General features: G+C 46.4%; 12 protein-coding genes. 4 read left to right on the forward strand and 8 right to left on the reverse strand.

Annotated features, from left to right (window positions below; genetic code table 11):
• The first annotated feature begins 338 nt into the window (after positions 1-338).
• Positions 339-1,418, forward strand: coding sequence for a hypothetical protein (locus tag J0L70_RS22170; protein ID WP_017289275.1), 1,080 nt, complete (start codon positions 339-341; stop codon positions 1,416-1,418).
• 331 nt (positions 1,419-1,749) lie between these two features.
• Entirely contained in the window at positions 1,750-2,946 is a 1,197-nt protein-coding gene (locus tag J0L70_RS22175) for an ABC transporter ATP-binding protein (RefSeq protein ID WP_287455885.1), read from the forward strand.
• Here the strand turns inward: J0L70_RS22175 and J0L70_RS22180 are convergent.
• Positions 2,943-3,218, reverse strand: a complete 276-nt coding sequence (locus J0L70_RS22180; protein WP_287455886.1) for a DUF6439 family protein — start codon at positions 3,216-3,218, stop codon at positions 2,943-2,945. The two genes, J0L70_RS22175 and J0L70_RS22180, sit on opposite strands and share 4 nt — an antisense overlap.
• A 45-nt stretch (positions 3,219-3,263) precedes the next feature.
• Between J0L70_RS22180 and J0L70_RS22185 the strand changes: the two genes are divergently transcribed.
• Both J0L70_RS22185 and asnS read left to right on the forward strand, forming a co-directional pair.
• The gene (locus tag J0L70_RS22185; protein WP_017289278.1) at positions 3,264-3,641 is read left to right on the forward strand and encodes a sll0565 family protein; all 378 of its coding nucleotides are present in this window, start codon (positions 3,264-3,266) and stop codon (positions 3,639-3,641) included.
• Positions 3,642-3,644: 3 nt separating this feature from the next.
• Entirely contained in the window at positions 3,645-5,033 is a 1,389-nt protein-coding gene (gene asnS, locus J0L70_RS22190; RefSeq protein WP_287455887.1) for an asparagine--tRNA ligase, read from the forward strand.
• Between the two features lie 82 nt (positions 5,034-5,115).
• Here asnS and J0L70_RS22195 read toward each other — a convergent pair whose 3' ends face one another.
• The 7 genes from J0L70_RS22195 to J0L70_RS22225 form a co-directional block, all read right to left on the reverse strand.
• Positions 5,116-5,547: a type II toxin-antitoxin system VapC family toxin gene (locus J0L70_RS22195; RefSeq protein WP_287455888.1), complete on the reverse strand. Its 432-nt coding sequence runs from the start codon at positions 5,545-5,547 to the stop codon at positions 5,116-5,118.
• Positions 5,547-5,750, reverse strand: a complete 204-nt coding sequence (locus tag J0L70_RS22200) for a hypothetical protein (protein ID WP_242044249.1) — start codon at positions 5,748-5,750, stop codon at positions 5,547-5,549. The genes J0L70_RS22195 and J0L70_RS22200 overlap by 1 nt, the downstream gene beginning before the upstream one ends.
• 24 nt (positions 5,751-5,774) lie before the next feature.
• Entirely contained in the window at positions 5,775-6,839 is a 1,065-nt protein-coding gene (gene hrcA / locus J0L70_RS22205) for a heat-inducible transcriptional repressor HrcA (protein ID WP_268181966.1), read from the reverse strand.
• 142 nt (positions 6,840-6,981) lie between these two features.
• The gene (locus J0L70_RS22210; RefSeq protein ID WP_017289283.1) at positions 6,982-7,680 is read right to left on the reverse strand and encodes a DevA family ABC transporter ATP-binding protein; all 699 of its coding nucleotides are present in this window, start codon (positions 7,678-7,680) and stop codon (positions 6,982-6,984) included.
• A 17-nt stretch (positions 7,681-7,697) separates the two neighbouring features.
• Positions 7,698-8,927, reverse strand: a complete 1,230-nt coding sequence (devC, locus tag J0L70_RS22215; RefSeq protein WP_268181963.1) for an ABC transporter permease DevC — start codon at positions 8,925-8,927, stop codon at positions 7,698-7,700.
• A gap of 12 nt (positions 8,928-8,939) precedes the next feature.
• Positions 8,940-10,109: an ABC exporter membrane fusion protein gene (locus J0L70_RS22220; protein ID WP_287455889.1), complete on the reverse strand. Its 1,170-nt coding sequence runs from the start codon at positions 10,107-10,109 to the stop codon at positions 8,940-8,942.
• Positions 10,110-10,266: 157 nt separating this feature from the next.
• Positions 10,267-11,370: a trypsin-like peptidase domain-containing protein gene (locus J0L70_RS22225; protein WP_017289286.1), complete on the reverse strand. Its 1,104-nt coding sequence runs from the start codon at positions 11,368-11,370 to the stop codon at positions 10,267-10,269.
• Positions 11,371-11,641: the final 271 nt, after the last annotated feature.

The raw sequence follows: 11,641 nt of genomic DNA on the forward strand, positions 1-11,641 counted from the left end.
GGGTGGATCAGAAGGACGGGGGAGTTATAGAGAGAATGTACGGGGGAGTTAGGGAGATAGGGAGTGGGAAGTGGGGAGTGGAGAGGTTTGAAATTCGGGGAGATCGCGTAGAATTGAAGCGGTAGAATTTTGGGGTTCGGGGGTCGGATTTTGGACGCGGGAGTTGCAGAGGCGGCGCGCGAAATCAGACGCAGGTGTTATAGGACTCCGCAAAAACACTACTACTGGTGGGGGTCGTCGTGGATCATTGGTCGGTAAGACGCCAGATATAGCGTTTTACCACTAGACAAAATTCAGAGGGTGAGGCACTATATGTGGGGTTCTCATTCTCACGAGCGATGAAACAACTAGAAGCAGCCTTTCCAGTCGATAGTCAACTTTTGATGGTCTTGCCTAGAGCAGGGGCATCTGTGCGAAATCCAGATGTGCGATTACCAATTTTGCGATCGGATGTCGATGGCTATTATTTGGAAATGCGGGTCGAGGAGGATGCTCAAGATGACAGCGAGTTTTCGGTGATTCGGCGCGTTCCTTTAGAGAATTTGTCGGATGAAGAATTAGCAGACATCAAAGCGGAATATGCCAATCTGGATTGGTCAGCTTGTGTGAATAAAGGCGTGAGTAATGGATTAGAAAAAATCCACGATCGCCGAATTCAAAGAATGTTCATGGCGTTGATGACATTCCTAAATCCACGCCAAATCTCGATCATTCTTTACCTTTATAAATTGGCAGCCGAGCAGGGAAATAACGGGACAGTTAAATTTCGATCGAACGATTTATTGGAGATTTTGGGATATACGCGGACGAAAGATGGCGGGTTTGCATCGAAATTGCGATCGCAGTTAAATCGCGATTTGGTTGCGCTGCATCGAACTGAATTGGTATTAGCTCAATCTTTCAAGAAGACAAGTCTGAATCGTGGCGCAAAAGTCATGATTAAAAGCATTCTGAGAATTAAAGATTACGAGGTGGATCATGCTCCTAGAGACTTTGATATTACAAAAGCAGCTGATTATACGTATGAATTGGCTGATTCTTACACGATCTCTTTGGAATTTTTTGATGGCACAAGAAACGGAGATTGTGTCTTATTTCCAAACCAGTTTGACATTACTCAGCGACTTGGAAGTAATGCAAAATGCGACTATAAAACAAAGCTTCTGATCTATCTGGCGAGCCGCATGAAATGGGACACGCTCACAGATGGACAATTCATTTCAATTTCTAAGCAGTATTTGTTTAAGAATTTGGATTTGTTCGGAAGTAATTCTTCTCGAAATAATCAAATTTTTTGGCGAACGGTGGATGAGTTGAAAGAGGAAGGCTATCTGTTTGGAGCGCAGGAGTTATCTGGAAAACATCGGATTTCAACGATTCAATTTCAGATTAATTCGATGAAATTGAAATGTAAGTGATGTATAACTTTGCTCAACGCTGAGAGGACGCTTTAAAAGTATAAAAAGACTCTTCGCTCACGCTGTCCTCCCGCCCCGGAATGGAATTCCAGGGCTAGTAAAACGAAGTCCACTAAACTGGACTACACAGAGGTTTGAGCGATGCAGTCCTTTTAAGGACTTCGCACTGTTAGCCCTGGAATTCCATTCCGGGGCGGGTGAATGCGATGAACGATACGTTTCAAACCTCCTCTTACTCCTCATGACATGAGCAGAGCTATATTTGATTTTGTAACTTTCTCGCTCTCTGGAATACGCTACACTTGCATCTACGAAATTAGGGCAAACGATCGTGGCTCAAGTTGTTCTCGAAAACATCTATAAGTCCTATCAGAAGGGCGATCAGAGCGAAAAAAATGCGGTCTTGAGATCGATTAATCTCCGCATCGAAGACGGCGAGTTTATGGTGCTCGTCGGGCCATCGGGCTGTGGCAAAAGCACGTTACTGAGACTGATTGCAGGACTCGAAGAACTGACCGCCGGACAGATCCGTGTCGGCGATCGCATTGTCAACGATTTGCCTCCCAAAGAGCGTGACATCGCGATGGTGTTTCAAAATTACGCGCTTTATCCGCATATGAGCGTTTATGACAACCTCGCGTTTGGATTGCGTCGCACGAAGCTCGATGGCAAGCGATCGAAATGGACAGAGAATCTTGCAGTCGGTGTGACGCGCAAATTACCGAGCGGAATGCGCTATGTCAGCGATCGAGAACAAGCCGTCCAAGAACGCGTTAAACTCGTGGCTCGGATGTTACAGATTGAGCCGTTACTGAATCGTCTGCCGAAACAACTCTCAGGCGGACAAAAACAGCGAGTTGCCCTGGGTCGTGCGATGGCAAGAAATCCGCAAGTCTTTTTGATGGATGAACCGCTCTCAAACTTAGATGCAAAACTGAGAGCCGAAACCCGCGCTCAGATTGTCAAACTCCAGCGACAGCTAGGCACAACGACAATTTACGTCACGCACGATCAAACTGAAGCGATGACGATGGGCGATCGCATTGCTGTCATGAATGCCGGACAAATTCAACAACTGGCAACCCCGCTGGAACTTTACAACACTCCCGCCAATCGCTTTGTAGCTGAATTCATTGGTTCTCCGCCAATGAACTTTATTCCCGTGCAAGTTCGCGCCCCCCTCACGCTGCATCATGCGTTATTTCAACTGACTTTGCCGGAGCAGTGGGCATCTGTGCTAAATCGCTATGACGCGCAAATGATCTCGCTTGGCATTCGTCCTGAGCATCTCAGTTTGAGTGACTCCACCGATCAGACCCTTTTAGTTGCAGTCGATCTGATCGAAGCATTGGGGCACGAAACTGTTTTATCGGTGCGCTTGGCAGACAACTCTGACACGATGCAAGTCCGAATTACGCCTAATCGAGCGGTAAAACTGGGTGAAGCGCTACGGCTAGCGTTGCCGATCGACAAAATTCATTTGTTTGATCAAGAAAGCGGAAATGCGATCGTGCCTGAGTTGCACTAATGCCGATTTCCATGAGAAGGACAAGGCGGTGCAGAAATCGAACGATCGAGCCAGCCGACTGCTTGCTGCAAGCGAGGGAGGGCTTCTTCTGGATTTTCTTTGAGCAGGTAGACTAATGCAACTGCTGATTGTTCGAGCGCTCTGGCTTTGCGATTTGATTTGAGGCGATGCCAATCTTGATTATTAATGCTTAGGCGTTCGACTAGGGCTTGAGCCAGTTCGAGGGTGGTTGCTTCAGAGAGAGCGGCTGGAGAAGAAAGAGTTTCTGACATGATGAGATGTGAGTAAAATGAAGCGTTCTTCCTTTATTTTGGCGCATGTCGGCTTCGCAATCAGAATCAGAAGAAACCAATTTTGAGCAAAATTTGGAAAATGTTGAGCGATCGCTCAATGCCCTCAAAGATCGCTATGCTCAAGTTCAGCAAGATCAACAGCGAAAAGCTGAGCTAGAAACTCAGAAAGAATCGGCAAAATTGAAAACCGAATTACGGGAAATTGAGCAACAATTAGAAGAACTAGAATTAAATCTGGAAAGCCGATTGTTTTCGTGGTCTGGCTTGACAGAAATATTCTGGTTGGCGGTGCGATTCGGAGGACTGGGAATTGCGATCGGTTGGTCGCTTGCCTTCGTAACTCTGAAAAATCCAACGCCAAATTCTTCTTCGACTCCTTCTAGTTTGTCTAGCCCCAAGTGATTTATGACTCGACGTATTGCAGAACTTCTCCGCGCTGGTCAACCTGACGAAACTGTAACGATTCAAGGTTGGGTGAGAACAAAGCGTGAGCAAAAAGGTTTCTCATTTATTGAAGTGAATGATGGCTCTTCAATGGCTGGGCTGCAAGTTGTGATTAATCAAGACGTGCCCGATTATGAGGCAAGTCTCAAACGGATCAGTACCGGAGCTTCGGTGGAAGTGTCGGGCGTGCTGGTTCCGTCTCCTGGCAAAGGTCAGCGGATTGAATTAAAAGCTGAGTCGGTCAAAGTCTATGGCGAGGCTGATCCTGAAACTTATCCGTTGCAGAAGAAGCGGCATTCGTTTGAGTTTTTAAGAGAGATTGGACATTTACGATCGCGCACCAACACGTTAGGTGCTGTCTTCCGGGTGCGGAATGCTTGTGCGACTGCCATTCATCAATTTTTCCAAGAACGCGGATTTTTGTGGGTTCACACCCCTGTGATTACGGCGAGTGACTGTGAAGGTGCAGGTGAAATGTTCGCTGTGACGAGCTTGAATCTGAAACAGCCTCCGCTGAATGACCAGAAAGAGATTGATTACAGCCAAGATTTCTTTGGTAAGCCTGCTTATTTGACAGTCAGTGGGCAACTCGAAGCTGAGATCATGGCAATGGCATTCAGCAATGTCTATACATTTGGACCCACCTTCCGGGCAGAAAACTCGAATACTTCACGGCACTTAGCAGAATTCTGGATGGTTGAACCTGAGATGGCATTCTGCGATCTCGACGGAGATATGGATTTAGCCGAAGCCTTTTTGAAATACATCTTCAGCTATGTGATGGAACATTGCCCTGAAGATATGGAGTTTTTCAATAAGCTGATTGATCAGTCAGTGTTGTCAACGGCTGAAAATATTATCAATAATCAGTTTGAGCGGATTACTTACACCAAAGCGATCGAGCTTCTAGAAAAAGCCGACAAGAAATTTGAGTATCCGGTTGAATGGGGCTTAGATCTGCAATCCGAGCATGAGCGCTATTTAGCAGAGGATTTGTTTAAAAAGCCAACGATCGTCACCGATTATCCGACTGAGATTAAAGCGTTCTACATGCGGCTGAGTGATGACGGCAAGACCGTTCGAGCGATGGACATTCTCGCGCCGAAGATCGGCGAAATCATCGGCGGATCGCAGCGCGAAGAACGGTTGGATGTGTTGGAACGGCGGATTGTTCAGCAAGGCTTAGATCCAGCAACCTACTGGTGGTATCTAGATCTGCGTCGGTATGGAACTGTTCCCCATGCCGGGTTTGGATTGGGATTTGAGCGATTGGTGCAATTTATGACCGGAATGGCAAACATTCGCGATGTGATTCCATTCCCGCGCACACCTCAGAATGTGGAGTTTTAGAGTTCAAGATTTCTGATCGATTTTCGATTGTGTCAAATCTTTCTACTGAACTGTGCTTATATATTTGCGCTATCCATTTTTCTTAGATGGACGAGAAATCTGCAAGGGGTTGAATTGTAAGCCCCTTTGCAGCTGCAGCTCTCACCTGACGCTCATCTAGCGAAATGAGGGGAAGATCTAATTGCTCAGCAAGCGCGATGTAGAGCGAGTCATAAATTGCAAGTTGATACGTTAATCCAATTTGCAGTGCATTGGGCAATAGCGAGATGACTGGCTCGATTTGCAATGGTAAACGTTGTAACTCTGTGATAATTTGAGATGCGATCGAGGGTGCTAGATCATTAAACCGAACAGCCTTCCAAATCACGTTTGTACACTCTAGAAGACAAAACTCAGGCACATATAGACGATCTCCCTGATACATCCGCGCAATCAAAACTCTTACTGCTGGTGTGTATTCTTGTGTGATTGCATACTGAATCAAAACACTAGCATCGACGACGTAAGCAGACATTATTGATCTCGATCCTCACGAATCATCTCTGAAGTCGTTTTTGCATCGGGTGGCGGAGTCCAGCGGATCTGATCCATTGCTGCCAAAACTTCTTCTATAGTACGATCGTCTTCCGGGGCGCGATGCAGTTTTTCATCCACAATTTGAGTCACGAATGTTTTAAGTTCTTCGATCGTCATGTCTGAAACTCGCTGTGTTCTCATATGCCCAAACCTCTGAAGAAAATGTTAACTGAGTCTATCCGAAAGATAGTCAGCGGTCGCCTCAACCAAGGCGATCGTATCTTCATACAGCATTCGAGTTGGCCCCAAAACACCGATACTTCCGACTGGAACCGTGCCGCGATTGTAAGTCGATGAAATCAGCGAACAAGCACGGATCGGTTCAAGTGGATTTTCAGAACCAATTCGGATCGAGACGCGCCGACCTTCTGAATCCGGTTGATCAAAAATCAAAGGCACAAGCTGATCCTGTTCTTCCTCCAATAGATGCAGGATCATTTGCACTTGGTTGAGTTCTGAGAATTCGGGCTGACGCAATACTTCAGCCACTCCGCTAATCATCAATTGAGAGGGCAGCGCCGATTGAGCGAGACGATTGAGTAAATCTGTCAGAACAGACGTGAGTAAAGAGCTATAGCGATCGAACTCTCGCCCCAACTCACCCCAGTCTAAGGTTTGTAACTCGGTCAAAGAGCGACCGCGCAATTGCTCAGACAAAAAGTTCGAGAGAATTTTGAGTTCGCGATCGATGACTTCTGGATCGTCTTCGGACGGCGGCAGTTCCATCAAGACAGACTGGGTTTCATACGTGTCGGTGACTACAATCAGCATGACGCGACTTGCATCAATGGGAACCAGTTGTAAATGGCGGAGTTGCGTCGTATGCGTCATCGGCATCGTGACGATCGCGATGTATCCACTCAGCGTGGATAGAATTTGTGCTGCCCCTTTTAAAACAGACTCAAAGCTCCATTTGTCCCAATTTAAGCGATCGCTCAACATCTGCTCTAATTGCACCGAGATGCCTGGCGAGGGCTGAATCAATTGATCTACATAAATTCGATAGCCTGAATCTGAGGGAACACGACCTGCTGAAGTATGCGGCTGAAACAATAGCCCAACTTTTTCCAGGTGTCCCATCGCATTGCGAATTGTCGCAGAACTGACGCTGAGATTAAACTCTTTGACTAATGCGCCTGATCCAACAGGTTCGGCAGTGGCAATGTAATGCCTGACCGTTGCCCAGAGAACTTGCTGCTGGCGATGATTAAGGGGAGGATTTATCGGCATTTTGTAAGAACAAGCGCTTTATATCGAATTGAGACTACGATAGCATTTTCATTATGTTTACTTCAGATTCTGGCGAAGTATCGTAGCAAAACCGACGAAATCCTTAAATTTATCTTTGAGCGCTGGACAATTTTTAGGGCAGTCAGACTGGCGCAACTGAGATCGAGGAAAGCTGGCCATCTTCCATATTGATAATGCGATCGGCAATATCCAAAATGCGGTTATCATGCGTCACTAGCAAAATTGCTGCGCCCTGCTGCTTTGCTAGATTTTGCATAATCTCGACGACATCTCGACCTGATTTTTTATCGAGTGCCGCAGTGGGTTCGTCTGCTAGAACAATTTTTGGATTACACACTAAAGCTCTAGCGATCGCAACTCTTTGCTTTTGTCCTCCCGAAAGCTCATGAGGATATTGATTGATCCACTCTCCAAGTCCAACTGCCGCTAACATCGACTCTGCCATCGAATAGGCTTTGACTTTTGGAATATCCGTATGAAGCTCGATCGACATCTGGACATTCTGTCGAGCGGTCAAAGAATTCAGCAAATTGTGGGCTTGAAAGATATAGCCAATGTTGCGCCGTAGCTCAACCAGTTTACTTTCAGGTGCATCTCTCAATTCTTCTCCTAAGACTTGCATACTGCCTTCTTGAGTCGATCGTAATGCTCCAATTAAAGTGAGAAGCGTTGTCTTTCCAGAACCAGATGGCCCGGTCATAATCACGACTTCGCCAGGCTCGATCGAGGCTGTGACATCAAATAAAACCTGCTTCCGTAATCGTCCAGAACCATAGTAGTGATTGACGTTTTGAATCTTGATGATGGAATCGCTTGCCATAGTTGGAAAATATCAGGTTAAAAAATGTCAGCCGGATCAGCTTGTTGGACTTTACGAACCGCGATCGCGCCAGAGATCACACACATTAAGATGGTCAGACACAAGACAAAGATTCCTCTTGAGAGCGTCATCGCGAGCGGTAATGAAGTTGCATTGCGAGTTAAATGGTATAAGCCAATGCAGAGAACATAGCCAGGGATATATCCCATGACTGATAAGATGATTGCTTCTTGAAACACAACAGATAACAGATAGCGATTCTTATAGCCCATTGCTTTGAGCGTGGCATATTCAGCTAAATGATCTGCGACATCCGTATAGAGAATTTGGTAAACAATCACTGTTCCGACAATAAATCCGATCGCAGTTCCCAAGGTAAAAATAAACCCGATCGCAGTACTGTCTTTCCAGTAGTTCATCTCAAAAGCGATAAATGCTGCTTTCGACATCACACGCACATCACCAATGACAAAATCCTCGCGATTGTCTTGTTTTTTCGGGTCAATTCGGCGTTCTCCTGGTAAATTCTTGAACCGTTCTAAACTTGCATACAAGTCTGCTCCTGGTTCGAGCTTAATTACCCCGATATCAATCTGTCTCGGATCACGGCTCGGAAAAATGCGATGGAAAGTGAGATCGCTTGTCATTAAGTTGCCATCTGCGCCAAAGGAAGCCCCCAGTCGAAATAAGCCTCCAATCTCAATCTGCCGACTTTCAACTTCAGTCCGAATCGGTGGATCAGATGGGCTGAGCGCCTGAAGTTTTTCTGGAATCGGCCCAAACTCAGGACGAGACGCACTATCAAATAGCACGACATCAGTCAGACGAATCTTCGATCGATTCTCTTCTACGCCTGGAACTGAAAATAACGTATCTCCTGGATTCGTTCCAAGCACCAAAATACTGCGCGTCTGAGGGGTCGGTAGACCCTGCCAATACGGATTCTTCCAAATTCCAAACCCAATGTAAATCGGACTAATCGACTTCACTCCGGCAAAGCCTAACGACTGATAGAGCCGCCGCTCTGGAAAGCTTTTCATGGCAATCAAGGAAGTCGATTGTGGACTGACCAAGAAAATATCGCCTTCAATGTTCTGATGTAGTGTGACAGCGCTATCAAATAAGGCATCCTGAAATCCCAATTGCAGAAACATCAGAATGACGGCAAAGCCAATTCCAGCTAATGCAACAAGCAACCGAATTTTCTCGCGCTTAAGTTGTAACCAAGCTAGAGGAATTGCAAACATTAACCGCTCCCCCTATGGTTCGATCACAACTTTCACTTGCAAGTTCGTCAATCCTGCAACGGGTTCACTGTTGTCTAGGCGAATTTTGACTTCTACGACTCGCGTATCGGTTTTATCGACCGGATCAGTGTTCAAAACTTCGTTCTTACGCACTTGTAAGCCAACGCGATCGACGGTTCCGGTGAGTTCTCCCGGAAAAGCAAACCCTGTGATTTTCGCACGTTGTCCCGGTTTTACTCGACGGATAAAATTCTCATCGATTTCAGCAACAACATACATCTGATTGGTGCGACCGAGATCCATGACTCCTTCATTTCCAACAACTTCGCCTGGATCGCTATGAATTTTCAAGACTTGACCTTCAGCAGGCGCACGGACGATCGCTTTATCTAAATCTGCTTTTGCTCGCTGAAAGTTTGCCATCGCAACCTGTACGCCTGCTGCTGCTTGCTGTACATCGGTTGGGCGCACTTCGGCAACACTTTCTAACGTTTGCTTTGCCCCTTCAAACTCAAGCTGTGCTTGTGCGACCGCTGCGGAAGCTTGTTGTCGCTGTTTTTCTGTGGTGTCCAGAGCCAGCTTACGATTTCTCACCTCTGATTCGTTCACGGCTCCTTCTTTGAAGAGTGTCGAAAAGCGATCGTAATCCCACTTTGCTTTCTGAAATTCTGCATCGACTCGCGCATACTCTGCTTCTGCTTTCGGCAATTCTGCCTGTGCGCGCAGTACAGTTGCCCGTTGAGCGTTGATATCGCCTCGTTTTGCTCCGGCTTGCACTTGTGCCAATCTCGATTCAGCTTCTTTGACTTGTGCTTCTGCCTGCATGGCAGTGGCTAACAGCGATTGGTAAGTATCGAGAACAGCTAAGGGCTGATTTGCTTTAACGTTTGCGCCTTCTTTGACTAAAACTCGTTCAATTCGCGATCCGCCAAATCCGCCCGCAGCAGACGCACTCGGAGCCGAAACTTTAATCACACCGCCTTCTGGTTCTAATCGTCCTAGTGCGCTGACTGCATCGGGTTGAGAGGATTGTTCTTGCTGGGATGGGCTAGCAGACGATTGCGATGTGGGACGAAAAATTGAATAAGAGAAAATGCCAAAGCCAGTTAAAGCGAGTGCGATCGCAGACCCAATCAACACCACGCGCGCACCACCAGGTTTCATCAGCGGTTTCAGACTCACAACGGAACTCCTAGCTTATGGTAAGCAAGAAAAAAGAACGGGAGCGAAGTTCTTCTATTATGAACCAATTATTACTGAATATGAAGAATTTAACAGCAAACTTCTGTTGCCCCCATTCTCCCAACTTGCAACCCTTTGAGGACTGCGATAAAACCGATTACCGAGGTTCCATCGTTGGCATTTGTTCAGGTGAGATCGCGATCGCAACGGTGCGATCTTTTCGTCTGACTTGGACATTTAATCTGCCATGAATTCCGGCTTCATCGACCTGTTGTTGAATCATTTTGACTTGTTGAACAGGCTGATCGTTAATCATTTCAATCACGTCTCCGGCACGGAGTCCAGCTTTTGCAGCAGGTGTTCCTTGACCAACTTGCACGACTAAGATCCCTTGATCTTGCTCAACTTTTAGACGGCTATTCGGTAACTGATTGACATAGTTCTTGACATTCGGATCTAGCGCGACTAATTGCACTCCGATGTAAGGATGCGTTGCTGCTCCTGTTGCGATTAATTGTTCTGCAATTGTTTTGGCTGTGTTAATTGGGATAGCAAAGCCTAATCCTTGTGTGCCCTGAATGATAGCTGTATTGATGCCAATCACTTCACCTTGAGCATTGAGCAATGGGCCGCCAGAATTACCCGGATTGATGGCTGCATCTGTTTGCAAAAAGCCGACACGTTTATCTGGAACGCCAATATCGACACTCGATCGCTCTGTTCCACTAATCACACCGACGGTCACGGTTTCTTGCAGCCCGAGCGGATTCCCAATCGCGATCGCCCACTGTCCTTGCCGAACTTGATCCGAATCACCTAATGTCACTGTGGGCAAATTATCAGTTTCTACTTTAATCACAGCAACATCTGTGACGGGGTCTTTTCCGAGCACTTTGCCTTCTAAAACACGCCCATCTTGAAATGTTACGGTGACTGTATCTGCGCTATCTACAACATGGGCATTGGTAAGGATTTGCCCGACTTTGTTGATCACAAATCCCGAACCTAACCCGCGCAATACCCGACCTGGCGCTGCTTGCGGATTTCCTAAAAATGGACGTAATGCTGTGGGAACTTCACCCCCTAAAGTTCGAGAGACATTGACCTGCACGACCGCATTCTCCGCGCGATCGACAGCATTCATCACAAAGTTGTCATCTAAATTTCCGAAGGGAGCTGCTTGTGCTGGGAAGCTGAGCCATAGCAGTCCAATCCATACGATCGCGCTACTGAGCCAACCCCACTGAAATGGTTTATGCATAATTGTTCCCTTATGTTTAGATCGGAAAATTTTAACTAAAAATTAGCCTATTCACAGCGTAGAGGTTGTCGTCAAATCGCCTTCATTCCTACGATAGAACTTCGCGCTGATGCGATACAAATGTGTTTGGGCTTTCAAAAATCAAAAATGACGGATAAACTCTATTACTTCTCAAACCAATCTTTTGAACATTCCTTTGACATTTCTCACTTCTCTCCCTTCAGGAGTATTCTCATCGTTAAGAGGAGTGGTCATTCTCTAGAGAGTTTGT

This window comes from Leptolyngbya sp. UWPOB_LEPTO1 (genome assembly GCF_017302695.1).
In the GTDB taxonomy this organism is placed as follows: Bacteria; Cyanobacteriota; Cyanobacteriia; order Leptolyngbyales; family Leptolyngbyaceae; genus Leptolyngbya; species Leptolyngbya boryana.

What these genes read in the sequence shown, in the direction of transcription:
- devC (WP_268181963.1), bottom strand. Translation starts at nt 8,927, where the DNA reads ATGTTTGCAATTCCTCTAGCTTGGTTACAACTTAAGCGCGAGAAAATT.
- J0L70_RS22200 (WP_242044249.1), bottom strand. Translation starts at nt 5,750, where the DNA reads ATGAGAACACAGCGAGTTTCAGACATGACGATCGAAGAACTTAAAACA.
- J0L70_RS22170 (WP_017289275.1), top strand. Translation starts at nt 339, where the DNA reads ATGAAACAACTAGAAGCAGCCTTTCCAGTCGATAGTCAACTTTTGATG.
- J0L70_RS22195 (WP_287455888.1), bottom strand. Translation starts at nt 5,547, where the DNA reads ATGTCTGCTTACGTCGTCGATGCTAGTGTTTTGATTCAGTATGCAATC.
- J0L70_RS22180 (WP_287455886.1), bottom strand. Translation starts at nt 3,218, where the DNA reads ATGTCAGAAACTCTTTCTTCTCCAGCCGCTCTCTCTGAAGCAACCACC.
- J0L70_RS22225 (WP_017289286.1), bottom strand. Translation starts at nt 11,370, where the DNA reads ATGCATAAACCATTTCAGTGGGGTTGGCTCAGTAGCGCGATCGTATGG.
- hrcA (WP_268181966.1), bottom strand. Translation starts at nt 6,839, where the DNA reads ATGCCGATAAATCCTCCCCTTAATCATCGCCAGCAGCAAGTTCTCTGG.
- J0L70_RS22185 (WP_017289278.1), top strand. Translation starts at nt 3,264, where the DNA reads ATGTCGGCTTCGCAATCAGAATCAGAAGAAACCAATTTTGAGCAAAAT.
- J0L70_RS22210 (WP_017289283.1), bottom strand. Translation starts at nt 7,680, where the DNA reads ATGGCAAGCGATTCCATCATCAAGATTCAAAACGTCAATCACTACTAT.
- asnS (WP_287455887.1), top strand. Translation starts at nt 3,645, where the DNA reads ATGACTCGACGTATTGCAGAACTTCTCCGCGCTGGTCAACCTGACGAA.